Source organism: Streptomyces alboflavus (assembly GCF_000716675.1).
GTDB classification, from domain to species: domain Bacteria; phylum Actinomycetota; class Actinomycetes; order Streptomycetales; family Streptomycetaceae; genus Streptomyces; species Streptomyces alboflavus.
In genome coordinates this window covers 41103-66026 of record NZ_JNXT01000029.1, presented here as the reverse complement: position 1 = coordinate 66026, position 24924 = coordinate 41103, and the positions used below count along the sequence as shown (strand labels likewise).

22 protein-coding genes are annotated in these 24924 nt (G+C 71.7%); 12 read left to right on the top strand and 10 right to left on the bottom strand.

Features of this window, described 5'->3' with window-relative positions; all coding sequences use genetic code 11:
* The first annotated feature begins 114 nt into the window (after positions 1–114).
* Both aceE and OO63_RS22275 read left to right on the top strand, forming a co-directional pair.
* Positions 115–2808, top strand: coding sequence for a pyruvate dehydrogenase (acetyl-transferring), homodimeric type (aceE, locus tag OO63_RS22280; RefSeq protein WP_030360931.1), 2694 nt, complete (start codon positions 115–117; stop codon positions 2806–2808).
* 218 nt (positions 2809–3026) lie between these two features.
* Positions 3027–4034, top strand: coding sequence for a helix-turn-helix transcriptional regulator (locus tag OO63_RS22275; RefSeq protein WP_030360932.1), 1008 nt, complete (start codon positions 3027–3029; stop codon positions 4032–4034).
* Here OO63_RS22275 and OO63_RS22270 read toward each other — a convergent pair.
* Positions 4025–4969 carry an SDR family oxidoreductase gene (locus tag OO63_RS22270; RefSeq protein WP_030360933.1) on the bottom strand — a complete coding sequence of 315 codons (945 nt, stop codon included), beginning with the start codon at positions 4967–4969 and terminating at the stop codon, positions 4025–4027. The two genes, OO63_RS22275 and OO63_RS22270, sit on opposite strands and share 10 nt — an antisense overlap.
* Positions 4970–5204: 235 nt before the next feature.
* On the opposite strand from OO63_RS22270, the gene OO63_RS22265 reads away from it, so the two are divergent.
* Entirely contained in the window at positions 5205–5726 is a 522-nt protein-coding gene (locus OO63_RS22265) for a DUF4240 domain-containing protein (protein WP_030360934.1), read from the top strand.
* 40 nt (positions 5727–5766) lie between these two features.
* On the opposite strand, the gene OO63_RS22260 is transcribed toward OO63_RS22265, so the two are convergent.
* Positions 5767–6558, bottom strand: a complete 792-nt coding sequence (locus tag OO63_RS22260; protein ID WP_030360935.1) for an SDR family NAD(P)-dependent oxidoreductase — start codon at positions 6556–6558, stop codon at positions 5767–5769.
* 140 nt (positions 6559–6698) lie between these two features.
* Between OO63_RS22260 and OO63_RS22255 the strand changes: the two genes are divergently transcribed.
* On the top strand, positions 6699–7355 hold the full coding sequence (locus OO63_RS22255) for a TetR family transcriptional regulator (RefSeq protein ID WP_030360936.1): 657 nt from the start codon (positions 6699–6701) through the stop codon (positions 7353–7355).
* 81 nt (positions 7356–7436) lie between these two features.
* Here the strand turns inward: OO63_RS22255 and OO63_RS22250 are convergent, their stop codons facing one another.
* Complete coding sequence (locus OO63_RS22250; protein WP_030360937.1) at positions 7437–8558, bottom strand: PP2C family protein-serine/threonine phosphatase; 1122 nt, start codon at positions 8556–8558, stop codon at positions 7437–7439.
* Between the two features lie 163 nt (positions 8559–8721).
* Positions 8722–9210, bottom strand: coding sequence for a GNAT family N-acetyltransferase (locus OO63_RS22245; RefSeq protein WP_030360938.1), 489 nt, complete (start codon positions 9208–9210; stop codon positions 8722–8724).
* A gap of 62 nt (positions 9211–9272) precedes the next feature.
* On the opposite strand from OO63_RS22245, the gene OO63_RS22240 reads away from it, so the two are divergent.
* From OO63_RS22240 to OO63_RS22230, 3 genes are all read left to right on the top strand, one after another.
* A complete protein-coding gene (locus tag OO63_RS22240) occupies positions 9273–10295 on the top strand; it encodes a TIGR01777 family oxidoreductase (protein WP_078619290.1) in 1023 nt (340 codons plus the stop codon).
* 179 nt (positions 10296–10474) lie between these two features.
* Positions 10475–11878, top strand: coding sequence for an NAD(P)/FAD-dependent oxidoreductase (locus tag OO63_RS22235; protein WP_030360940.1), 1404 nt, complete (start codon positions 10475–10477; stop codon positions 11876–11878).
* Between the two features lie 224 nt (positions 11879–12102).
* Positions 12103–14298, top strand: coding sequence for a family 20 glycosylhydrolase (locus OO63_RS22230; protein WP_078619294.1), 2196 nt, complete (start codon positions 12103–12105; stop codon positions 14296–14298).
* 100 nt (positions 14299–14398) lie between these two features.
* Here the strand turns inward: OO63_RS22230 and OO63_RS22225 are convergent, their stop codons facing one another.
* Positions 14399–15841 (bottom strand): NsdA family TPR-like regulatory protein, encoded by a 1443-nt coding sequence (locus tag OO63_RS22225; protein ID WP_030360942.1) that lies wholly within the window; start codon positions 15839–15841, stop codon positions 14399–14401.
* A 255-nt stretch (positions 15842–16096) separates the two neighbouring features.
* Here OO63_RS22225 and lipB point away from each other — a divergent pair, with 255 nt between their 5' ends.
* The 4 genes from lipB (at position 16097) to OO63_RS22205 (ending at position 19374) form a co-directional block, all read left to right on the top strand.
* On the top strand, positions 16097–16948 hold the full coding sequence (lipB, locus tag OO63_RS22220) for a lipoyl(octanoyl) transferase LipB (protein ID WP_051811088.1): 852 nt from the start codon (positions 16097–16099) through the stop codon (positions 16946–16948).
* A 162-nt stretch (positions 16949–17110) separates the two neighbouring features.
* Positions 17111–18076 (top strand): lipoyl synthase, encoded by a 966-nt coding sequence (locus OO63_RS22215; protein ID WP_030360944.1) that lies wholly within the window; start codon positions 17111–17113, stop codon positions 18074–18076.
* 356 nt (positions 18077–18432) lie between these two features.
* The gene (locus OO63_RS22210; RefSeq protein ID WP_030360945.1) at positions 18433–18636 is read left to right on the top strand and encodes an SCO2195 family GlnR-regulated protein; all 204 of its coding nucleotides are present in this window, start codon (positions 18433–18435) and stop codon (positions 18634–18636) included.
* A 30-nt stretch (positions 18637–18666) separates the two neighbouring features.
* Positions 18667–19374, top strand: coding sequence for a DUF4191 domain-containing protein (locus OO63_RS22205; RefSeq protein ID WP_030360946.1), 708 nt, complete (start codon positions 18667–18669; stop codon positions 19372–19374).
* Between the two features lie 141 nt (positions 19375–19515).
* On the opposite strand, the gene OO63_RS22200 is transcribed toward OO63_RS22205, so the two are convergent.
* Positions 19516–19983: an RDD family protein gene (locus tag OO63_RS22200; protein WP_030360947.1), complete on the bottom strand. Its 468-nt coding sequence runs from the start codon at positions 19981–19983 to the stop codon at positions 19516–19518.
* A gap of 200 nt (positions 19984–20183) precedes the next feature.
* On the opposite strand from OO63_RS22200, the gene glnA reads away from it, so the two are divergent.
* Positions 20184–21593, top strand: coding sequence for a type I glutamate--ammonia ligase (glnA, locus tag OO63_RS22195; protein ID WP_030360948.1), 1410 nt, complete (start codon positions 20184–20186; stop codon positions 21591–21593).
* A 111-nt stretch (positions 21594–21704) separates the two neighbouring features.
* Here glnA and OO63_RS22190 read toward each other — a convergent pair whose 3' ends face one another.
* The 4 genes from OO63_RS22190 to OO63_RS46015 all read right to left on the bottom strand — a co-directional run bounded on the left by OO63_RS22190 (position 21705) and on the right by OO63_RS46015 (position 24894).
* The gene (locus OO63_RS22190; protein ID WP_030360949.1) at positions 21705–22973 is read right to left on the bottom strand and encodes a tyrosine-type recombinase/integrase; all 1269 of its coding nucleotides are present in this window, start codon (positions 22971–22973) and stop codon (positions 21705–21707) included.
* 79 nt (positions 22974–23052) lie between these two features.
* A complete protein-coding gene (locus OO63_RS22185) occupies positions 23053–23289 on the bottom strand; it encodes a helix-turn-helix domain-containing protein (RefSeq protein ID WP_030360950.1) in 237 nt (78 codons plus the stop codon).
* A 172-nt stretch (positions 23290–23461) separates the two neighbouring features.
* Entirely contained in the window at positions 23462–24622 is a 1161-nt protein-coding gene (locus OO63_RS22180; RefSeq protein WP_030360951.1) for a DUF3631 domain-containing protein, read from the bottom strand.
* On the bottom strand, positions 24619–24894 hold the full coding sequence (locus tag OO63_RS46015; protein ID WP_234311324.1) for a hypothetical protein: 276 nt from the start codon (positions 24892–24894) through the stop codon (positions 24619–24621). The genes OO63_RS22180 and OO63_RS46015 overlap by 4 nt, the downstream gene beginning before the upstream one ends.
* Positions 24895–24924 lie beyond the last annotated feature (30 nt).

The window sequence follows — 24924 nt, the reverse complement described above, 5'->3', positions numbered from 1 at the left end:
ACCAGGGCCCTCGCCCTGTCCTGCCAAAGACCAAGGGCACCCCCGACCCTTTCCGTTTAGGGACCCCGCCCGACTCGGGCACGGGCACCCCGTCCGACTCAGGAAGGCGGCGTCATGACCGACCCCCGCATCCAGCCGAGCGAGCTCGACCAGCTCCCGGACCGCGACCCGGAGGAGACCGCCGAATGGCAGGCCTCCCTGGACGCCGTGACCAAGGCGGCCGGGCCGCACCGTGCCGCGTACCTGATGCGCCGCACGCTGGAGCGCGCCGAGGGCGCGGGCCTGGCCCTGCCCAAGCTTCTTGAGACGGACTACGTCAACAGCATCCCGACCTCCGCCGAGCCCGTCATCGACGGCGACGAGGCGATGGAGTCCCGCATCACCGCGTGGAACCGCTGGAACGCGGCCGCGATGGTCACCCGCGGCTCCAAGTACGGCGTCGGCGGCCACATCGCCACCTTCGCGTCCGCCGCCTGGCTGTACGAGACCGGCTTCAACCACTTCTTCCACGGGAAGGAGGGCGACGGCTCCGGCGACCAGCTGTACATCCAGGGCCACGCCTCCCCCGGCATCTACGCCCGCGCCTTCCTCGACGGCCGCCTCGGCGAGCAGCAGCTCGACAACTTCCGCCAGGAGGCGGGCGGCGACGGCCTGCCGTCCTACCCGCACCCGCGGCGGCTGCCCTGGCTGTGGGAGTTCCCGACCGTCTCCATGGGCCTCGGCCCGCTGTCGGCGATCTACCAGGCCCGCTTCAACCGCTACCTGACGAACCGCGGCATCAAGGACGTCTCGTCCTCGCACGTGTGGGCGTTCCTCGGCGACGGCGAGATGGACGAGCCGGAGTCGACGGCGGCCCTCGCCCTTGCGGCGCGTGAGGAGCTGGACAACCTCACCTTCGTCATCAACTGCAACCTGCAGCGCCTCGACGGCCCGGTGCGCGCCAACTTCAAGATCGTGCAGGAGCTGGAGGCCCAGTTCCGCGGCGCCGGCTGGAACGTCGTGAAGTCGCTGTGGGGCAACGCCTGGGACGAGCTGTTCGCGCTCGACACCACGGGTGCCCTGGTCCGCCGTCTGCGCGAGGTGCCGGACGCGCAGGTCCAGACGTACCAGACGCGTGACGCCGCCTATATCCGCCAGGACTTCTTCGGCTCGGACCCGGCGCTCGTCGAGATGGCGAAGCTGCTCTCCGACGACAAGATCCTGGAGTGTTTCCACCTCTCCCGCGGTGGCCACGAGCCGCGCAAGGTGTACGCCGCGTACAAGGCCGCGCTGTCCCACAAGGGCGCGCCGACCGTCATCCTGGCGCAGACCGTCAAGGGCTTCACCCTCGGTGAGGGCTTCGCGTCCAAGAACGCGAACCACCAGATGAAGAAGCTGTCGACGGACGAGTTCAAGAACATGCGGGATCTGCTCGACCTGCCGATCTCCGACGCGCAGTTCGTGGACGGGCTCGTGCCCTACGGCCACCCCGGCGCCGACTCGCCCGAGGTCCGCTACCTCCAGGAGCGCCGCGCGGCCCTCGGCGGCCCGGCCCCGGCCCGCCGCACGCACGCCGTCGCGCCGCTGCCCGCCCCCGCCGACAAGGCCTTCGCGGCCTTCGACAAGGGCTCAGGATCGCAGTCGGTCGCCACGACCATGGCGCTCGTACGGCTGGTCAAGGACCTCGTACGCGACAAGGAGACCGGCAAGCGCTGGGTGCCGATCGTCCCGGACGAGGCCCGCACCTTCGGCATGGAGTCGCTGTTCCCCTCGCTCGGCATCTACTCGCCGAAGGGCCAGACGTACGAGCCGGTCGACCGCGACCAGCTCATGTACTACAAGGAAGCCAAGAACGGCCAGATCCTCAACGAGGGCATCACCGAGGCCGGTTCGATGGCGGACTTCATCGCCGCTTCGTCGTCGTACGCGACGCACGGCGAGGCGATGATCCCCTTCTACATCTTCTACTCGATGTTCGGCTGGCAGCGGACCGCCGACCAGATGTGGCAGCTCGGCGACCAGCTCGGCCGCGGCTTCCTCATCGGCGCCACCGCCGGGCGCACGACGCTGACCGGTGAGGGTCTGCAGCACGCCGACGGCCACTCGCCGGTGATCGCCGCGACGAACCCCGCCGCGCTCTCGTACGACCCCGCGTTCGCCTACGAGATCGGCGCCATCGTCAAGGAAGGCCTCCGCCGCATGTACGGCGAGGGCGCGCCCGGCGAGGACAAGGACGTCTTCTACTACCTGACCGTCTACAACGAGCCCATGCCGCAGCCCGCGAAGCCCGCGGGTGTCGACGAGGGCATCGTGAAGGGGCTCTACCGCTTCAACACGGCGGAGACGGCTGGACTTTCGCCCGCCGCCAACGCCGCGCGGATCCAGCTGCTCGGCTCCGGCACGGCCATCCACTGGGTGCTCAAGGCCCAGCGGATGCTCGCCGAGGAGTGGGGCGTGGCCGCCGACGTGTGGTCCGCGACCTCCTGGACCGAACTGCGGCGCGACGCCCTGGAGGCGGACGCGGCGCTGCTGCGCGGCGAGGAGCGGGTGCCGTACGTGCGGCAGGCGCTGCAGGGTGCCGAAGGCCCCGTCCTCGCGGTCTCCGACTACATGCGCCAGGTCCCCGACCAGATCGCCCAGTGGGTCGAGCAGGACTACTCCTCGCTCGGCGCCGACGGGTTCGGCCTGTCCGACACGCGTGACGCGGCCCGCCGCCACTTCGGCGTCGACGCGGAGTCGATCGTCGTCGCGGCGTTGGCTCGGCTCGCCGCGCAGGGGGTTGTGCCCGCTGCGGCGGTGAAGGAGGCTCGGGCCAAGTACGGGCTGTAAGCCTCCGGCTCGGTACGCAGGGTCGGTAAGCCTCCGGCTCGGTACGCAGGGTGGGGTCCCGTCGGGGTGACGGGGCCCCACCCTTGTGTTGCCGCCGGGCGGCAACCGTTCCCCGCCGCTCCGCGGCGGTTTCTCCCACCCGCCCACCCGTTACTGCCGACCCCGGGTTCGCCCCACTGGGCTGCGCCCCTGCCCCGAGTGCCGGGCATCATGGAGGCATGCGCGCTGCCCGGCTCATCAAGATGGTGCTTCTGCTTCAGGCTCGGGCCTCCATGACCGCCGCCGAGCTCGCGGAGGAGCTCGAGGTCTCGGAGCGCACGATCACGCGGGACGCCCAGGCCCTGTCCGAGGCGGGGGTGCCCGTGTACGCGGACCGGGGGCGGACGGGCGGCTACCGGCTCATCGGGGGGTACCGGACCCGTCTGACGGGGCTTGCCCGCAGCGAGGCGGAGGCCCTGTTCCTGTCCGGAGTCCCGGGCGCGCTGCGCGAGATGGGCCTGGAGGACGCCGCGTCCGCCGCCCGCCTGAAGGTCTCCGCCGCCCTGCTCCCCTCCTTGCGCGACGCGTCCCAGAGCGCCGCCCAGCGCTTCCACCTGGACGCCCCGGGCTGGTTCAGGGAGACCCCGGCCCCGGCCCTGCTGCCCGCCGTCGCGGACGCCGTCTGGGACGACCGCCGCCTGCTCGCCCGCTACCGCCGCCAGGACTCCGAGGTCGGCCGCGAACTGGAGCCCTACGGCCTCGTCCTGAAGGCCGGCGTCTGGTACCTGTGCGCCCGCGTCCCGGACCCCGGCTCCGGCTCCGGCTCCGGCTCCGGCTCCGGCTCCGGCTCCTACCGGGTCTACCGCATCGATCGCTTCACCTCCGTCGAACCCCACGGCGAGAACCGCTTCGTGCGGGACGAGGACTTCGACCTCCCCGGCTTCTGGGAGGAGCGCGCCGCCCAGTTCGCCCGCGCCATCCTGCGCGAGAGCGTCGTCCTGCGCCTGTCCCCCGACGGCGCCCGGCAACTCCCCTACGTCACCGACCGCGCCGCCGCCCACGAGGCCCTCGCGGACGCCGAACCCGACGAGCGGGGCCGGGTCACCATCACCCTGCCCGTCGAGTCCACCGTGGTCGCCTACTCCCAACTGCTCATGCTGGGCCCGGAGGCCGAGGTCCTCGGGCCGCCGGAGCTGCGGGACCGCCTCGCGGCGACGACGGCCCGCATGGCCGCGCTCTACCGATAGCCCGTCACGTCCGCCTCCTTGCTCTCCTGGTCCACCTCCGTGATGTACCGCCAGGCGTCGGGGGCCGAGCCGTCCACGTCCGTGAAGCCGTACTCCTTGGCGAGGCCGCCGCTGGACAGGGACGCGCCGTTCCACCGCGCCACCTCGGGGTCGGTGGCCAGGGCCACCAGGGCCCGGCCCACGAACGTCGGTGTCTCGGAGATCGCGAAGTGCGGGTTCTGCTTGGTGCCCGCCATCCAGTCGTCCTCGGTGACCTTGAAGTACGTGTCGAGCATCGCCTCCGAGCGCAGCCAGCCCGGCGTCAGGCACAGCGCCGTGCAGTCGTACTCCTTCACCTCCTCCGCGAGCGCGCGGGACATGCGCAGCGGGGCCGCCTTCGCGAGGTCGTAGTAGAACGGCTTGCGGTAGCGCTGGTTGTACTCCTCGGTGCCGTCGGTCACCTCGACGACGAGGCCGCCGGGGTTCCTGACGAGGAGCGGCAGCGCGAAGCGGCTGGTGACGATGTGCGTCTCCATGCCGAGCCGGAGGATCCTGAGGCCCTTGTCCAGGTCGTGCTCCCACATCTTCTTGTCCCACTCGACATGGATGTCCCCTCCCCAGATGTCGTTGACGAGGATGTCGAGGCGGCCCTGCTCCCGCTCGATCCGCTCGACGAGGGCGCGCACCTGCTCGGGATCGAGGTGATCCGTCGGCACCGCGATCCCCGTGCCGCCCGTGCCCGCCTCGGCGCCCGCCGCGCCGACCAGTTCCGCCGTGCCCTCGATGGTCTCCTGGGTGCGGCCGACCTCGCTCGTGTGCTGCCGCGTCGTCCGCCCCGTCACGTACACGGTCGCCCCCGCGCGGCCCAGCTCCACCGCCATGGCCCGCCCGGCCCCGCGCGTGGCCCCCGCCACCAGCGCGATCTTCCCGGCCAGACCACCGCCGGAAGCAGCCACCCCGGCTGCCCCCGTCGTCCCGGTCCCCTCGGATCCCGGCTTCGTCGTCACTGCGCTCTCCGCTCCGCTCGCCCGGCCTGCCGACCGCTGTGTGTTCTCCATGGGTGAAGCCTCGCAGCGAATGCCGACACCTCCTGTCGGTCTTTCCACGGGCATGTGCACACATAACGACACAGCCGCATTCCGGCGCACTCCGCGTGCGCCCCCACCCCCCAGGACCGATGCTTGACCCGTGATGGACGAGACGGAGTTCTGGGAGATCGTGGACAGCACCCGCGAGGCCGCCGAGGGCGACCCCGAGGACCAGGCCGAGCTGCTCATCGACAAGCTGCTCGAATACGACCCGGACGCCGTTCTGGACTTCGCGCGGCACTTCGAGGCCCGCTACAACCGCGCCTACCGCTGGGATCTGTGGGGCGCCGCCTGGATCGTGCTCGACGGGGCGAGCGACGACGCCTTCGACTACTTCCGGTGCTGGCTGATCGGGCAGGGGCGGGAGGTCTTCGAGGGCGCCGTGCACGACCCGGACTCGCTGGCGGAGCTCCTGGACGACTTCGACGAGGAGATCGACGGCGACGGCGAGGAGCTGGGCTACGCCGCCGACGAGGCCTACGAGCGGATGACCGGCGTGGTCGCCCCCGACCTCGGCATCGCACCCGCCCCGCCGGAGCCGGAGGGCACCCCGATCGACTTCGAGGACGACCGCGTGCTCGCGGAGCGCTACCCCAAGCTGTGGGAGCGGTTCGCGGCCCGCTGACGCCGGCCCCGCGCGCCCGTGGGCCGTCCGGGCCGCGGCCTCAGAAGTGTGTGCCCCCGTCCACCCGTATCTCCGTGCCCGTGATGAACGCGCCGTCCTCGGACGCGAGCATCGCGACGACGGACGCCACCGTCTCCGGGCCCGCGAAGCCCTGACCGATCGCCGGGGTCAGCTTCGCGAACAGGCTGAAGTCCGCGTCCTCGGGCAGGCCGGGCCCGTGGCTCTGCCCGCTGGCGCCGCTGCCGTCGGTCATGCCGCTGGAGATCGATCCGGGCTGGACGGCGGTGAAGCGGATGCCCCGCTTCGCGTACTCGCTCGCCAGGGCGTGGGTCATGGACTGGATGCCGCCCTTGCTGGCCGCGTACGCCGCCATGTACGGATGGGCGAACGCCGCCGAGGTGGAGCTGAAGTTGACCACGGCCGCGTCCTCGCCCTCCAGGAGGGCCGGGATCGCCTCGCGGATCATCAGGAACGTGCCGGTCAGGTTGATCCGGAGCACCTGCTCGAAGGAGTCGAGGCTGGTCTCGTGCGTGTGTGAGGAGCGCAGCACGCCCGCCGCGTTGACCAGCACGTCCAGGCCGCCGAGCGCGGCGACCGCAGCGGCCACGCCCGCGCGCACCGACGCCTCGTCCGCGACGTCGACCACCAGCGTCGTCAGCCGGCCCGCGGCGGCGCCCGCCTTCTGCTCCGTGTCCTTCAGGCCCGCCTCGCTGATGTCGGCGGCCACCACGCTGCCGCCCTCCGCGAGCAGGCGGAGCACGGTGGCCTGGCCGATGCCCGAGCCGCCGCCGGTGACGAGGGCGCGGCGGTCCGCGTGACGCGTCAGGTTCATGGGTCTCTCCGATCAGCCTCCGACAGCCGGCCCGCTGCGGGTCCGGCACGCTTCATCTGATTTCAATGTACGCCCTCATGGCACATTTTGCCATAGCGTCATTTCGTGAATTCTGGCCCGGTCCCGCGTAGGCTTCGAACGTGAGCACCCAACCGCCGCAGCCCACGCGAGCACCACAGCCGGCCCGCCCCTCGCTGACCGAGCGCCGCAAAGCGGCCACGCAGCTCGACATCGCCCGCGCCGCCGCCGAACTCTTCGCCGAGCGGGGTCCGGACGGCACCACCGCCGAGGAGATCGCGCACCGTGCGGGCGTGGCGCTGCGCACCTTCTACCGCTACTTCCGCAACAAGCAGGACGCGGTCGCGCCGCTCCTCGCCGGAGGCGCCGCCCAGTGGCGGGCCCGCCTCGCGGAGCTGGACGCAGGGGTGCCGACGGCGCTCGAACGCTCCATCGCCGAGGCCCTCACCCCCGTGGACACGCGGACCGACGAGGCCCTGGAGTGGACCCGCGGCCTGCTCCGCGCCGCCCAGGACGACCCGGCCCTGCGCGCGGTCTGGTACCGGGTGAACCAGGAGTCGGAGGAGCAGCTGGTCCCGGTGCTCGCCCGGCTCGCGGGGGAGGGCGCCGACGAGCTGGAGGTCCGGCTCGCCGCCGCGGCCGCCACCGACGCCATCCGGATCGCCCTGGAGACCTGGGCCGCCACGGACGACCCGCCGCGCGGCCCCCGCTCCCCCGCGGACCTCGCGGTCCGCTGCCTGCGCGAACTCACGGGCGGCCTCAGGCTCCTGGAGCGATGAGGCGGCCGGGCCGGGCGACCCACGCTCCCCAGGCCCTCGCCGTCCGGCCGCGCCCCCACCGCGGCCCGCCCCGCTCCCTCGCTACGCCCCCGCCCCTTCCTCCACCACGAACACCAACAGCGCCACGTCGTCCCGCACCCCACCGGAGAACCGGACCAGATCGTTCCAGATCGCGTCCGTGAAGGCGGCCGGATCGTGCCGCTCCGCCGCGAAGATCGCGGGCAGCCGCTCCTCCAGCGGGTAGAAGGCCCCGGACGCGTCCCTCGCCTCGGTCACGCCGTCCGTGACGGTCAGCAGCCAGTCGCCGGGTTCGAGGCCGACGACGACCGGATCCGGCGGCGCCACCCCCGCGATGCCGAGGCCGAGGGGCGGTCCCGGCGTGACGTCCAGTGCGGTGACCGCGCCGTCACGCAGCAGCAGGGGCGGCGGGTGGCCGCAGGAGACGAGGCGCAGTTCGCCGGCCGTGGCGCCGAACTCCAGGAGGACGGCGGTGGCGAAGAGTTCGCCCGGCTCACCGTGTTCGGCGTCCTCGGAGTCGATGACCAGGCGCCGGTCGAGGCGCGCGGCGACCCCCTCCAGGTCGCCCTGGTCGAGGACCGCCTCCCGGAAGGCGCCGAGCAGCGCCGCGACGGTCCCGACGGCCGCGAGCCCGTGCCCCTGCACGTCCCCGACCAGGGCCCGCACCCCGCACGGCCCCCGGCGCACGTCGAAGAGGTCACCGCCGACCAGGGTGCCGCGCTGCGCCGCCCGGTACAGGCCCGCGCAGCGCACCGGACCCACGCGTTCCGGCAGCGGGGGCAGGACCGCGAACTGGGCCGCCTCGGCGACCGTGCGGACCGTGACGAGCTGGGCGTCGCGGCGGCTGCGCACCCAGGAGAAGAGCACGCTGAGCACCGCCACGAAGGCGACGGTCGCGGTGTCGCTCGTCCCGGGGTGCCCCAGATCGAAGTGCGGCAGGGAGAGCAGCAGCAGGACGGTGCCGCCGAGGAGCGCGGTGGCCGCGGGCCCGTAGGCGAGGGCGGCGAGCGGCGGCACGGCGGCGAGCAGGAAGCTGAGGTCCAGGGTCTTGGGGGTCGCGAGCTGGACGGTGCAGGTCAGGACCAGGAGGACCGGTGCGGGCCAGCGCGCCCAGGGAGGCGTCGGCGCGCCGCGGTGCCAGCCCACGTCGCGCGCGCCGCGCCGCCTGGCCGCCGCCCTGATCATCGGTGCTCCTTCCCGGCGGGCCCGAGGACGTGCCCACGTCCGCACAGGAGGCGTCCTCGCGCGCGGCACACGTGTCCGCGCTCAGCCGTCCACGCTCAGCAAAGGACAGGTCCACGCTCCTACGCGCGCGTGGCGGGCGCACGCCGGGCCGGTCCGTCAGGTGTCAGAGCGGGCGGCCCATCAGGACGTCGTCCACGTAGCGGCCGTCCAGGAGGAACTCGCCGGGCAGCACGCCCTCGGTCACGAACCCCTCGGACTCGTAGAGCGTGCGCGCCGCGGTGTTGTGCCCGAGCACCCGCAGCGTGATGCGGCGCGCGCCCTGGCGGCGCGCCTCCGCCACCGCGGCCTGGAGCAGTCCGCGCCCCACGCCCTTGCCGCGTGCCTCGTCGGCGACGACGAATCCGAGGATCTGGCGCACGTGTGCGTTCACGGCGAGCGGGGTGGGGAAGCCGAGCCTTATGTAGCCGACGACGTGACCGTCGAGCTCGGCGACCAAGTGGTCGCGGGGGCCGAAGCGTTCGGAGAAGAACGGCTCGTAGGGTGGCTGCGGACACGGCTGCACGGAGTGCACGGTGGACCAGTTCGCGCGGTCCATGCGGGCCAGGACGGCATCGTCGTCGGCCCGCGCGGTGCGTATGTACGTCTGCTGCATGAGCGCCACTGTACGGCGGGCGTACGACGGCACAACCGTCCCTTTCACGGCAGGATGGCCCCATGGAGCAGCACGCGTCACCCCCGGAGTCGACGGATCCGGCGCCCCCGGCGGGCCCGGGAGGCCAGGTGGACCCGGGAAGCCAGGTGGACCCGGGGAACCAGGTGGACCCGGCGGAGCCCTCGCACGGGCCGCGCCGCGTCGCGGTGTCCGGCGCCTCGGGCCTCATCGGCTCCGCGCTCACACGCTCGCTGTCCGAGGACGGCCACGAGGTGGTGCGTCTGGTGCGCCGGGCCCCGCGCGCGAAGGACGAGGTGCGCTGGGACCCCAAGGAGGGGTACGTGGACGCCGCCGGGCTCGCGGGCTGCGACGCCGTCGTGAACCTGGCGGGCGCGGGGATCGGCGACCGGCGCTGGAACGACGCGTACAAGCGCGAGCTGCGCGACAGCAGGGTGCTCGGCACCAGGACGCTCGCGGCCGCCGTCGCGGCGATGGACGAGCCGCCGCGGGTGTTCCTGAACGGCAGCGCGATCGGCTACTACGGAGACACCGGTCAGCGCGCGGTGGACGAGACGGCCCCTCCTGGAGAGGGGTTCCTGCCGTCGATGTGCGTGGCGTGGGAGCAGGCGGCCGCCGCGGCCCAGGAGGCGGGCGTGCGCACGGTGTTCACGCGCACCGGCCTGGTGGTCGCGCGCGGGGGCGGCGCCTGGGGACGGATGTTCCCGCTCTTCAAGGCGGGTCTCGGTGGGCGGCTCGGCAACGGCCGGCAGTACTGGAGCTTCATCGCGCTCTACGACGAGGTGGCGGCGCTGCGGCATCTGCTCGCGCGGGACGACCTGTCGGGGCCGTTCAACCTGACGGCCCCCGAGCCGGTCACCAACCGCGAGGTGACGGCCACGATGGGCCGGGTCCTGCACCGCCCGACGGTGTTCACCGCGCCCGCGCCCGCGCTGCGGGTGGCTCTCGGCGAGATGGCGGGGGACGTCCTCGGCAGCCAGCGCGTGCTGCCCACACGGCTCACGGAGTCCGGGTTCGCGTTCACCCACCCCGGCATCGAGGACGCCGTCAGAGCCGCGCTGGCCTGACGCCCGGACCGCCCCCGCCCGACCGTGCGACCGCCGTGCGACCATGCCCGGTCCATGCGCGACTCCCAGAGGCCGTCCGCGCTCCTACCCTCGACCGGAACTCGGGGATTCCGCCGCCCTCGTGAGGGCATAAGGCTCCCCAGCAGTCGAGCGAGCCGCGCAACCTCCGGGAGGAGCACGTGCCAGAGCCTGCGCACCATGTGGATGTCGTCATCGTGGGAGCCGGGGTCGCGGGACTGTCGGCCGCCCACCAGCTGACCAGCGCCGGTGTAACGACCGTTGTCCTGGAGGCCGCCCCTTACGTCGGCGGCCGGATGTCCACCGAGAAGGTGGACGGCTTCCGGCTCGACCGGATCGGGCAACTGCTGACCACGTCGTATCCGGAACTGCGTCACACGCCTGGTCTCGACGCACTCGTTCTGCGTCCCTTCGCCCCCGGTCTGCTGGTGCACAGCGCCGGCAGGCACCACCGCATGGCGGAGCCGAGCGGTGGACGGAGCGCGAGGGGCGCACTCACGGCGGCGCGCGCCCTAGCGAGCGCCCCCCGGGTGCCGCGGCCCGTCCGCACGGCCCCGGGCGCCCCGCCCCGGCCCCCGTCCAGGACCACTCCACGGCCCTCCAGGCCACCGTCCCGCACGGCACCGCTGGGCGGCGCACTCGACCAGGCCCGCCTCGGCGCGGCGCTCGCCCGGATCGCGGCGACGCCCGTGCGACGGCTCCTCGCGCGCCCCGAACTGCCCGCGGGCCAGGCCCTGTCCGCGCGCGGGCTGCCCGCGCGCACCGTCGAGGGGTTCCTGCGCCCGCTGCTCTCGGCACTGCTGTGCGACCCGGACCTGACGACGTCGAGCCGGTGCGCCGACCTCGCCCTGCACGCCTTCGCGCGCGGCCGCCTGTGCCTGCCCGAGGGCGGCGCCGACGCCCTGCCCGAGCTGCTGGCGGGCGCGCTGCCGCCCGGGACCGTACGGACCGGCGTACGCGTCACCTCGGTGTCCGCGAACCGCGTCACCACCGCCGAGCACGGCGAGCTGACCTGCGCCGGCGTCCTGCTCGCCACCGACGCCCGCGCCGCCGCCGAACTGCTCCCCGGCCTGCGCGTACCGCCGTTCCACCCGGTCACCGTGGTGCACCACGCGGCCCCCGAGCCGCCGCTCGACGGGCCCGCGCTCCTCCTGGACGCCGACCGCGAGGGCCCGGTCGCCCACACGGCCGTCGTCAGCCACGTCGACCCCACGCGCGCGCCCGCGGGCCGGACCCTGGTGTCCTCGACCGTCCTCGGCACGCCCCCGGACGACCTGGAGCGGTCCGTGCGCGACCACCTCGCGAAGCTGTACGGCGCCCCGACCGACCGCTGGGAGTTGCTGGCCGTGCACCGCACGCGTGAGGCGGTGCCCGCGATGCCGCCGCCGCACGATCTGCGCCGTCCCGTACGGCTGTTGGCGGGGCTCTATGTGTGCGGCGACCACCGCGACACCAGCACGGTGCAGGGCGCGCTGCACTCCGGACGCAGGGCGGCGCACGCCGCCCTCGCCGACCTGGGCATCCGGCCTGCCTGCACGGAGGAGTCACTACCGGCGGCCGCCTGAGGCCACTCTCCAGGGCTCACTCATCGGACCTGTCCGACTCCGTCGGGCCGGCTCCCCCTAAGCCCCCGCGCCCCCCACGCGGGGGCTTCAACCGTCCCGCGGTCTTGTCACCGACCCCACACAGCACTACCGTCCCAGCGGATCCGGGCACCGGACCACCGAGCCGCGGGAGGGCTGACGTGCGTCGTACCTTGCCGGTGATCACTCTCATCCTGGGCCTATTCATGGGATCTCTGTCGGCGCCGATCGCCCATGCCGAGGGCCAGGGCTCACCTCGCCCGGGCGACCGGACAGACGCTCCCCGGCCGGACGACGGCGTGCCGTCCGTCGTCCCCCGCCCCACCGACTGGACCGCGCTCCCGGGGCGCACCGAACTCACCCGCCGCACCCGTGTCCTGATCGACCCGCGGCAGGCGTCGGCCACCGCGCTGCCGTCCGGACGTGCCGAATTCCCGGGTCCCGCACGCCAGTCCGTCCGCGCCCTCGCGGGTCAGCTGCGTACGGAGATCGAGCAGATCACCGGCATCGCCCCGCGCGTCGTCGCGGGCGGGCGGCCGGACCGGGACGACATCGTCCTCACCCTCGCCGCCGACCGTGGCGCCCCCGCCGAGGCACAGGCCGAGGGCCACCGCTTCGACAGCACCGGACCCGTCCGCGTAACCGCCGCCTCCACGCACGGCCTGTACTACGGCACCCGCACCCTCCTCCAACTCCTGCGCACCACCGCCCCCGACCACCGCGCCGTCCCGCGCGCCCGCTCGGCCGACCGGCCCGCGCAGGCGGTCCGCATGGTGCAGCTGGACGCAGGGCGCAAGTACTGGCGGATCCCGTATCTGAAGAACCTGATCCGCAGGATGGGCGACCAGAAGCTGAACACCCTGTTCCTGCATCTGTCGGAGTCCGAGGGCTTCCGCCTGTACAGCCCGAGGTTCCCCGGGCTCGCCGACCCCGACCACAGCTACAGCCGCGCCGACATCGAGGACCTGAAGGCCTTCGCCGCGCGTCATCACGTGCAGCTGATGCCGGGTCTCGAACTGCCCGGCCACGCCACGGTGATCAGCGAGGCGTTCGGCATCGGCTTCGGCTCGGGTCCCGGCGCGTGCACGGGGGCCCATACGCACTCCCATCTCACGCCGGACTGGATCATCGACATGACCAGCGAGAAGGCGGTCGCCAAGAGCAAGGAGATCGTCGACGAGTTCGCGGGCTGGTTCGACGCGCCGCTGTTCTCGATCGGCGCGGAGGAGGTGCCCGGTCAGCTCGCCGCGTGCCCGCGCGTGGAGGAGCACCTGGCCGCCGCGCCCGACGTCTCCACCCTCGGTGACCTGCTCAACCGGTACATCAACACCCTGGACGACGTGGTCACTTCGCACGGCAAGCGCACGGCGGTCTACAACGGCTCCGAGCACCTGCCCGCGCCGCAGCAGCGCGTGCACGCCCCGGTCGTCTTCCTCACCTGGGAGGGCACCGGCGCGGAGCCCGCCATTCCGGGCCATGACGAGATCGCCATCGGCCCCTTCTACAACACGCCGAACAACTACCACCACAAGTACCCCGACGAGCCCTGGATGTACGACACCTGGGCCCCGAGCACCGCCCCCGACATGCTCGGCTCCGGCGTCGTGAACTGGGCGGACTACAACTTCTGGGCCGACGACGAGTACGTCGAGCAGCACCTGGCGGGCCCCCGCGCGATCCTCGCCGACCGCGCCTGGAACGGCTCCCCGACGCCGGACACGCTCGCCGGCTTCCGGGCCCGCGCCGCCCGCGTCGGCGACCCCCCGGGCACCACGCCCGCGTGGACCCGGCCCCGGGTGCGGGACCGGCCGAGCCATCACTGGACCTTCGACGACGCCGCGTACCCGAAGGGCTGGACGTACGCGGGCAGCCCCGGCAACACGATCTTCGCCGAGGATGTCGCGGGCGACCTGCCCGGCACCTCGTACATCGTCGACAATCCCACGCCCGTGCCCGGTGTGCGCGGGCAGGCCTGGCGCTTCGACTCGGACCGGGACGGGGTGGGCTTCGGCGGCGTCGACGTAGCGGAGCCCTGGACCGTGTCGGTGCGGGTCCGTGCTTCCTCCCGCACCGGCGACCAGGTCCTGCTGAGCTCCAAGGCCGGGGCCTTGAAGCTCATGCAGCACGGCACGGGACGCGTGGGCTTCACCCGGTACGGAGAGACCGACTTCAGCTTTCCGTACGTCCTGCCGCTCGACCGGTGGGTCCGCCTGACGTGGGTCGCCTCGCCCGGTCGCACAGTCCTGTACGCGGACGGGGAGCGGGTCGGGGCCGTTCCCGCGTCGGTTCCGTTGCCGATGCGGTCCATCGGCACGGAGCGATCCGCTCTGCGCGGGGACCTGGACGACCTCGCCACGTGGGATGTGGCGTTGGGTGCCTCGGCTGTCGCCCGCTTGCGGTGAGTCCGGCACCGCCGGAGGGGTTCGTTGTGGTTGTTCGCCGTCGCGGCGGGATTCAACCGGCGGCGGGAGGCGGACCTGGTGTGGCCGCCCCCCGCTCCCCTCAGCCCAGCGCCGCGACCCGGTCGCGGTACCCGCGCACGGGTGCCGCGTCCCGGTACGGCTCCAGGCGGCGCTCGAAGTCGCGTACGTACTCCACCGCCCGCACCGACCTCATCTCGCCCGCCGCCTGGGCCGCCTCCGCGCCCAGTTGGCAGGCCTGTTCCAGCTCGCCGAGGCCGAGGCGCGAGGAGGCGAGGACGACGCGGCAGAAGAGCCTGCTGCGGGCGTAGCCGGGGGCGCGCAGCTGCAGGGAGCGCTCGGCGTGCTGGGCGGCCGCGCGGTACTGCTGGAGGTCGCGGTTGCAGTGCGCGAACTCGTCGGCGAGCTGGGCCTCGTCGAAGAACCGCGCCCAGTACGGGACCTCGTCGCCGGGCCTGGCCGTCTCCAGGGCACGCTCGGCGCGCACCATGGACGCCGAGCAGGCCCGCACCTCGCCGAGCACCCCGTGCCCGCGCGCCTCGACGGCGTGCAGCAGGGCCTGCACGACGGGCGGCGCCGAGGAGCCGACGCCCTGCTGGGCGACGCGGGCGAGCTGCACGGCCTCGCGGCCGTGGCCCAGATAGACGGCCTGGCGGCTCATGGTGACCAGGACGTAGCTGCCGTACGCGCGGTCGCCCGCGGCCTGCGACAGGCGCAGCGCCTGCACGAAGTACCGCTGGGCGAGGCCGTGCGCCGCGATGTCGTACGACGTCCAGCCCGCGAGCCGGGTCAGGTCGGCGGCGGCCGCGAACAGGCGGCGTCCGGCCTGTTCGCCGTAGGTGCCGCGGAGCATGGGCTCGGCCTCGTGCTCCAGGTAGCGCACCAGGGCCTGGCGGGCGTGCCCGCCGCCGTAGGCGTGGTCGAGGGCGCGGAACAGCTCGCCGACGGAGCGCAGGGCGGCGATGTCGCCGCCGGTGACCCGGTGGCCGGGCCCGCGGTCGGTGTCGCGGCGCTGCCGGGGCACGATGGGGCGGCCCTGCGGGGGTACACGGGGCGTCTGCGGGGGTTCGCCGCGGGCGACGCGTTCGTCGGCGCGGCCGATCAGCCAGTCCCGGCTCGGCACCACGAGCCCGGCCGGGGTGAAGGCGATCTTGCGCAGTTCGGCGTGGCTGCCGGAGTCCTTGCGCCACAGGCCGCCGACGATGTCGACGGCTTCCTCGGGCGAGGAGGCGAACTCCAGGCCCGCGTAGACGGGCGCGCACGCGTCGAGCCCGAGGTCCTGTGCGGACAGGCGCCGTCCGAGGCGCCGGGTGAAGACCTCCGCGATCAGTGCGGGGGTCGTGCCGCGGGGCTGCTGGCCTCTGAGCCAGCGTGTCACCGATGTCTTGTCGTACCTGAGATCGAGACCGTGCTCGAGCCCTAGCTGATCGACGCGGCGCGCCAGGCCCGCATTGGAGAACCCGGCTTCCGCGATGAGCGCGGCTAGCTGGCGGTTGGGGGTGCGCTGCGGGGGTCGTTCCGTCATCAGCTGTGCGGTCTCCTGCCTTCCGGGCCTGCCTTGAGCAGCCCTTATGGCCTCATGAACGGCGCGAATGTAGCGGCCCTTACGGGTCTCATCGCGACCTTCAAGCCCCATTCATCCGATCGTGTGAGGATTGGCCGGAGGGCTGACGGGATTCCGCCGGACGTACAGTGGCAGGAGCGCGATCCGTGCACGGTGAAGGTTTCCGTGCGGGCGCGGGTCCGGTGCACGCGGATGGTTCTTAGGGAGGCACGTGCCGTGGGCGAGATTCGATTCATCCGGCTGGGTTTCGGTCCGGAGTCCGTCGAGTACCAGGAGGCCTGGGACGAGCAGCGACGGGTGCACGCCGCCCGCTTCGCGGACGAGGTCCCGGACACCTGCCTGCTCCTTGAGCACCCGCCGGTGTACACAGCGGGCCGCAGAACCGCCGAGAACGAGCGCCCGCTGGACGGCACCCCGGTCGTGGACGTGGACCGCGGCGGCAAGATCACCTGGCACGGTCCCGGCCAGCTCGTGGGCTACCCGATCCAGAAGCTGCCGCGTCCGGTGGACGTCGTAGCACACGTACGCCGCCTGGAAGACGCACTTATCCGAACGTGTGCCGAGTTCGGTCTCGAAACCACGCGCGTCGAGGGACGCAGCGGCGTATGGGTCCTCGGCGATCCGGTGGAGTCGCGCCCGGCCCTCGGCGGGCTCAGCCTCGACTTCGACCCGCGCCTCACGGACGACGAGTTCGACCCCCGTCTCAACGGCCCGGAGTACGCGCCCTCCAACGCCGGCCAGCGCCGCGAGGACCGCAAGGTCGCCGCGATCGGCATCCGTGTCGCCAAGGGCGTGACCATGCACGGCTTCGCCCTGAACGTGAACCCGGACAACACCTGGTTCGACCGGATCGTGCCGTGCGGCATCCGCGACGCGGGTGTGACGTCCATCGCGCACGAGGTGGGCCGCGACATCACGATCGCCGACGTGCTGCCGGTGGCCGAGCGGCACCTGCGGGACGTACTGGAGAACGCGGACCTGAAGCCGCGGGTGGTGGAGAAGCCCGCCGCCGAGGCGCCCGGGCCCGTGCCGGAGGCGGCCGGGGCCCCCGAGACCGCGCTCGCCTAGCCGCCGGGCCCCGGCCCGACCGGCCCCGGCCCGCCCCCGAGCACCCGAGTGGGAATGCACCCCTCGGGCCGGAGGTTGGCCAGAGTGAAGTCCAAAGACATCGCGGGCGTACCCTGGGGTGCGCCGACGAATCGAAGTTACGCCAGCTATCAGGGAGCCGATGTGTCCGCAGTCGCACCCGACGGACGCAAGATGCTGCGCCTGGAGGTCCGGAACGCCCAGACCCCCATCGAGCGCAAGCCCGAGTGGATCAAGACCCGGGCGAAAATGGGCCCCGAGTACACGAAGATGCAGGCGCTCGTGAAGAGCGAGGGCCTGCACACGGTGTGCCAGGAAGCGGGCTGTCCGAACATCTACGAGTGCTGGGAAGACCGCGAGGCCACGTTCCTCATCGGCGGCGACCAGTGCACGCGGCGCTGTGACTTCTGCCAGATCGACACCGGCAAGCCGCAGGCCCTCGACCGCGACGAGCCCCGCCGCGTCGGCGAGTCCGTCGTCACGATGGACCTGAACTACGCCACCATCACCGGCGTCGCCCGCGACGACCTGGAGGACGGCGGCGCCTGGCTGTACGCGGAGACCGTGCGCCAGATCCACGCCATGACCGCCGAGCGCGAGGGCGGCCACACCAAGGTCGAGCTGCTGATCCCCGACTTCAACGCGGAGCCGGACCAGCTGGCCGAGGTCTTCTCGTCCCGCCCCGAGGTGCTCGCGCACAACGTGGAGACGGTGCCGCGCATCTTCAAGCGGATCCGCCCGGGCTTCCGCTTCGAGCGCTCCCTGAAGGTCATCACCGAGGCCCGCGAGGCCGGGCTTGTGACCAAGTCGAACCTGATCCTCGGCATGGGCGAGGAGCGCGCGGAGGTAAGCGAGGCGCTGCGCCAGCTGCACGACGCGGGCTGCGAGCTGATCACGATCACGCAGTACCTGCGCCCTTCGGTGCGCCACCACCCCGTGGAGCGCTGGGTCAAGCCGCACGAGTTCGTGGAGCTCAAGGACGAGGCCGAGCAGATCGGCTTCTCCGGCGTCATGTCAGGACCGCTGGTGCGCTCCTCGTACCGCGCGGGGCGGCTGTACCAGATGGCGATCGAGCGGCGCGGCGCGTACGTGGCCTCGCAGGCGGTGTGACGCGGGCACATGCCGGGCGCGCACGCACTGTGTGAATCGGCGCACAAGTGACTACCAACCAGTAGTGACCGTAATGACGCGGCCCCTACGATCCCCGCAGGTGAACGGGATCGCATGGGCCGCGTCAGCGTTTTGGGGCCCCGCGTCAAGGTTTCATCGGTGTTTGACCGGTCGGTCACGCCCTGGTAACACCAATCAGTGACCCTGGAATTACCGCACGTACAGCCTTACCCAGAGCACACAGATCGTTTCCGTACGCAGGGCCCTCCCCGGATCCCGGAGGGCTTCCCCCCAGAGTCAGGCTCCCCCCTCGCAGCGCTCCCCCGTCAACTGTCGCTCCCCCGGAGGGCATCACCATGCAGGCCGCGCCCGTTCGCGCCACCGCCATCCCGTCCGTCACCGACGCGCTGCGCGCCGTCGAGTCGCTGCTCATGAGCGGCGGCCAGCGCACCGCGCGCCGCAACGCCTGGACGTCCGTCCTCGAGGACCGGCGCCGCGCGAAGGACCGGGTCGAGGCGCAGCGCGTGCTGGAAGAGGCAGGAACAACCCGCACGTCGTAGTCGCCTCCAGGGCCACGTAGACTTCGAGGCATGGCGAGGAAGGAAACCACCGCGGCGGCTTCGGCCGCGGAACCCGGGCGACTCAAGCAGATCGCCCTGACCTACAAGATGACCCGGCGGGCCGACTCCAAGATCGGTCTCATCATCGCGGCTGTGGGAATCGTCACCTTCGGTGTCTTCCTCGCGATCGGCCTCTGGATCGACCACCCCATCTACCTGGGCATTCTCGGCTTCATCCTCGCCTTCTTGGCGATGGCGATCGTCTTCGGACGCCGGGCCGAGCGCGCCGCCTTCGGGCAGATGGAGGGCCAGCCCGGAGCGGCGGCCGCGGTGCTCGACAAGATCGGCCGCGGCTGGACGACGACCCCCGCGATCGCGATGAACCGCAGCCAGGACGTGGTGCACCGCACCGTCGGCAAGGCCGGCATCGTCCTGGTCGCCGAGGGCAACCCGAACCGGCTGAAGGCGCTGCTCGCCGCGGAGAAGAAGAAGATGGCCCGCATCGTCTCGGACGTCCCGGTGCACGACGTGATCGTCGGCAACGGCGAGGGCCAGGTCGAGCTCAAGAAGCTCCGCACCACGCTCCTGAAGCTCCCCCGCGTCCTCCAGGGCCCGCAGGTCACGGCGACCAACGACCGCCTGAAGGCGATGGGTGACCTGATGAGCAACATGCCGTTGCCGAAGGGGCCCATGCCGAAGGGCGCGCGGATCCCGCGCGGTGGCCCGAAGATGCGGTGACGCTGCCGCTGTTCCTTGTGGACGGCTGTTCCTTGCGGACGGCGCCTTGAACAGGTGTTACGCCGATGGGGCGCCCAGAACCGAGTGGTTCTGGGCGCCCCATCGGCGTAACCAGGACGTATGCGAAACCCGGGTCCGGGGCTAGATCCTGACCTGCACCGCGCGGGCCAGGCGGTCGTGCAGGCCGCGGCCGTCGCGGTCCCAGATGAGGGCCGGGATGCCGATGCACAGCAGCGCGCTGCGGATCAGGACGCGGACCGGGCCGAGGCGGCCGCCGTCCTCGCTGATGACGCGCAGGCCGAGCAGGCGCTTGCCGGGTGTGCTGCCGATCGTGCCGACGGTCAGCAGGCTCATCACGAAGAGGAGCGCGAGCGCCCAGTTGCCCATCGCCTGCGGATTGCCGCGCGCGAGCAGGCCGTACGCGATGACCATGCACAGGGCCCAGTCGATGGCGATGGCGCCGATGCGGCGGCCGGGCCGGGCGATCGAGCCGGGGCCCTCCTCGGGCAGGCCGAGCTGCTCCCCGCGGTATCCGAAGTCGACGCCCGCGTCCTCGGCCGCCGCGCGGGGGCCGGAGAGCCACGATCCGATTACTTGCCTGTTGTCCACCCGTCCACGGTACTGCGCACCGCTTCGTGCGCGGGGTGCGGGTCGCGTTCGCACCCGGGCCGGTTAACTTCGGCGAAACAAATGGGTCACGCTTGAGAAATCCCCCGTCCCTATGGTCGGGTCCCAGCGTGTGCCACCGCACTGGCCGCACCAACGAGCTGCAACCCCGCTCCTTCCCGGGCGGGAACAGGAGGAGCTGGATGTTCCAGAACGCCGACGAAGCCAAGAAGTTCCTCGCGGACGAGGACGTGAAGTTCGTAGACGTCCGGTTCTGCGACCTGCCGGGCGTCATGCAGCACTTCACGGTCCCGGCCGAGGCGTTCGACCCGGACGAGCAGCTGATGTTCGACGGCTCCTCCATCCGCGGCTTCCAGGCCATCCACGAGTCCGACATGGCGCTCGTGGCCGACCTGTCGACGGCCCGCGTGGACCCCTTCCGCCGTGACAAGACCCTCAACGTCAACTTCTTCATCCACGACCCGGTGACCGGCGAGCAGTACAGCCGCGACCCGCGCAACGTGGCGAAGAAGGCCGAGGCGTACCTGGCCTCCACCGGCATCGCCGACACCGCGTACTTCGGCCCCGAGGCCGAGTTCTACGTCTTCGACTCGGTCCGCTTCGAGACCACGGCGAACCGCTCCGTGTACGAGATCGACTCCGAGGCGGGCGCCTGGAACACCGGCGCGCTTGAGGACAACCGCGGCTACAAGGTCCGCTACAAGGGCGGCTACTTCCCGGCCCCGCCGGTCGACCACTTCGCCGACCTGCGCGCCGAGATCTCCCTGGAGCTGGCCAACTCGGGCCTGAAGGTGGAGCGCCAGCACCACGAGGTGGGCACCGCGGGCCAGGCGGAGATCAACTACAAGTTCAACACCCTCCTCGCCGCCGCCGACGACCTGATGCTCTTCAAGTACATCGTGAAGAACGTCGCCTGGCGCAACAACAAGACCGCGACCTTCATGCCGAAGCCGATCTTCGGCGACAACGGCTCGGGCATGCACGTCCACCAGTCCCTGTGGACCGGCGGCGAGCCCCTCTTCTACGACGAGCAGGGCTACGCGGGCCTCTCGGACACCGCCCGCTACTACATCGGCGGCATCCTCAAGCACGCCCCCTCGCTCCTCGCCTTCACCAACCCGACGGTGAACTCCTACCACCGCCTGGTCCCCGGCTTCGAGGCCCCGGTCAACCTGGTCTACTCGCAGCGCAACCGCTCCGCCGCGATGCGCATCCCGATCACGGGCTCCAACCCGAAGGCCAAGCGCGTCGAGTTCCGCGCGCCGGACCCGTCCTCGAACCCCTACCTCGCCTTCTCGGCGCTGCTCCTGGCGGGCCTCGACGGCGTCAAGAACAAGATCGAGCCCGCCGAGCCGATCGACAAGGACCTCTACGAGCTCGCCCCCGAGGAGCACGCGGGCGTCCCCCAGGTCCCGACCTCCCTCCCCGCGGTCCTCGACGCCCTGGAGGCGGACAACGAGTACCTCCAGGCGGGCGGCGTCTTCACGTCCGACCTCATCGAGACGTGGATCGACTACAAGCGCACGAACGAGATCGCCCCGATCCAGCTGCGGCCGCACCCGCACGAGTTCGAGCTGTACTTCGACATTTAAGAACGCCGCAGGTCAGAGCGGGTTTCTGCTCTCCTGGGCCGTCTCTGGGCCGTCGGCCGTGTTCTTCCGGGTTCGGAAGGCGCGGCCGACGGCCCTTTGTCTGGCCGCCGCTCAGGCTGCGGCGGGTACCGCCCCGTCGTCGCCCTCATCCGCCTCGTCCCAACCGAACGCTGCGTCGATGGCCCTCCGTGCCCGGTCCTGGCTGTTCGGCATGAGGTGCGTATACGTACGGAGCGTGAACCCCGGGTCCGAGTGGCCGAGGTATTCGGCGAGAGCCTTGATGTTCTCTCCCGCGTCCAAGAGCACCGACGCGTAGAAGTGTCGCAGTGCGTGCATGCCGTGCTCGCGGGACTTCTCGTACCTCTCCCCCGGCTCGCGCTCAGGGATGACACCGGCGGAGACCAATGCGGGCTTCCACAGGTACATGTTGAAGTAGTTCCGATTCAGCGCCTTTCGCTCACGCGAGTAGAAGATCAGCGTTGCCGTGACGGGCGGCCCATCGGGCGTCAGCCACGGCAGTGTGACTTCGATGGGCGGATGCCGGGTGATGTGGTCGGCAATCCGGTGCCCTACGAAGTCAGCCATCGGTACATCACGCAGCTTGCCGCCCTTGGGCGGAGCGAACACCAGGTGCGGCCCGATCATCTTGACCTGTCGTACGACGTGGATCACGCCCCCTAGGAAGTCGACCTCATCGAGCGCAAGCCCGAAGATCTCCCCCTGCCTCAACCCACTTCCGCTACCGGCATCCACCGTGGTTGCGTACTGCTCTGGAAGCCCTGCCCTGACTGCGCTCACGCGCTCGTGGGTCCACGGCTTGAGCTTCCTGGGATCCAGCTTTGGCGCCTTCACTGAGCCAGCACGACACGGGTTCCTCCCGATGATGCCGTCGTCGACCGCTGCCGCGAACACGGCGGAGACGTTGGCGAAGATGACGCGTTGGTACGACGACGCGATCCCGGAATCCTTCAGCGCACGTGCAAGGGTGCGGATGTGCCCCGGCTGGAATGCGCTGAGAGAGCGCGAGCCGATATACGGAAAGGCGTGCAGCCGGAATCGCAACTCCATGGCCGTGATGGTTGCCGGGTCCGTCGTCTGCGACGCAAGCCACTGTGTGGCGAACTGCTGAAACGTCACCTTCCCTGCCGATGGGTCGACGTACTGACCTCGGTTCATATCGGCCGCGATCTGGTTCAACCACGCTTCGGCAAGACGCTTCTGCTTGTCAGGAAATGAACGGCTGCGTTCGGTCCCGTCCGGCGCCACATAACGTGCGCGATAGCGCATCCCGGTCCCGAATCGGTCGGTCTTGGCACGGCTCGTCTTGCCGTTGGTGTCGGTTTCGGTCTTGTACCAGCGGTCTTGGATGTGGCCTGCCACGAGGGGGTGTTCCCTTCACGAAGAACGGCAGGGAGAGACGCGCGAGGCGTCTTTCCCTGCCGTTCTGGGGTGTGTTCGGTTATGCGGCGTCGGCCGCCATCCGCTCCTGCTTCCAGCGCTGGACGTCGGCGGGGTCGTAGCGGATGTGCTTGCCGACGCGGAAGCCGGGCGGGCCGGTGCGCTTCTTACGCCACTGGTAGACGGTCTCCTTGGGCACCTCGAACATCTCGGCGATGTCGTCGGGGGTGAGGTACCGGTCGGGCAGGCCGCTGCGGAGGGTGGCGCGCGGATCCGGCTGTACACGTGTGGTGCTCATCCGGGGTGCCTCCTAGGCAGGCGTCTCGGGGCCCTTCTGGGAAGTCCGCTACAGCCGCTACGCCGCTACATCGCAGGTCAGCGGGGGTGTTTTTGTAGCGGAGGGGTGGCGTGTAGCGGCTACGCCCGCGCTTGGGGGGTAGCGGGTGTAGCCGCTACACGCTGGGGTGCCGCTACAGATTCACCGGCTCTGAGCTGGGCTGTAGCGGTGTAGCGGCTGTAGCGCAGTCCTGGGGAGGGGGCGGGCAGTAGCGGGCCCACGCGTCTTCCAGATCGGCCGCGTGGAAGCCCTTGAGCACTCCTCCGGCGGTGCGGATGTTGCGGGAGCGGATGGGAGCGTTGTCGCCGGTCATGTACTCCCCGAGCATCCGGGCAAGGCGCCGGTTGTCGAAGGGCTTGCCGTCGAGGTCCGCCCACGGAGCGTCGTCGAGGGCGTTCAGCCGGTCGAGGATGGCGATGGTGGGCAGCTTGTCGACGCCGATCAGGACGTGGTCGCGCAGGTCGGTCAGCAGCCGGATACCGAGGCTGTGCTTGTCGGTGGTCTGTGCTGCCTTGACGAGCGTCACGCACGCCTCGCGCGCCCGGCGAGGCCACCGGCCGCCCACCGCGTCCGCGATGGCGAGCAGGGGCTCCCACACGTCGGCGGGGCGATCACTGACGCCGTCGGGCATCTCCGGCCACGCTCCCAGCACGAACCCACGTGCCTGCTCTGCCCACACGGCGAGCCGGTCACGAAGCTTGTGCCCTTCCGCCTCGTGGATCCGGGCGCGGAACGGCTCCACGCTCTCGTTGCGGGCCCGTCGTCGCATCCGAATGACGACGGAGCGGGTCAGGATCGTGTCCGGCAGCGAGCCGAGCCCGGCCACCGCGACCGCGCAGTACGACGGGAAGGCCTGCACGGTCTGGTTGCCGCCGTCGCCAATACACCGGTAGGTCACCCCGGTACGGCGGTGGCCGGCGTTGAGAAAGCCGCGCAGGTCCTCGTTGTCCCCGGCCTTGGGCCCGAAGACCGTATCGATCTCGTCGAACAGGATCGTGGGCCGTCCGTCGGCGCCGGACACGGCCCTAAACAGGGCAGCGGCAGACGCGTTGACGGCGACCATCGGGTGCGGCACGAGGGTTTCCACGATCTCCAGCCCCCGCGACTTCCCCGACCCCGGCTCGGGGCTGAGGAAGGCCAGGCGCGGGGTGGAGTCGAAGCAGTCGAGCAGGTGCGCGTGGGCGTCCCACAGGGCCACAGCCACGTAGGCGGCTTCGGTGGGGAAGACGTTGAAGCGGCGGTGGAAGGCTTCCACCTCGTCCAGCAGTGCGGCACCGTCGGTGTGGTTGGTCATGCGGCGGCCCTTCCTTCCTGGGGAGCACGCAGGGGGCACAGGTCGCGGTGGGCGGCGTGGTCGTTGATGAGGGCGAGCACGCGCCGGTGGCCGACGGCGCTGCGGTCCCTGCCGCACAGGCACGTCGTAGTAGCCGTAGGCACGGCGTCCCTGGGGGCGACGATGTGCAGCCACCCGACGGGGTAGAGCCCGTCTCCGAAGTGCGGGTCAGGGCGAACAGCAATGGGGACGCCTCCGGCGACGCCCTTCGGGGCGCCCACGGCAGATGCCAACTCGCCAAGGTCGGCGACCGGCCCTCGGTT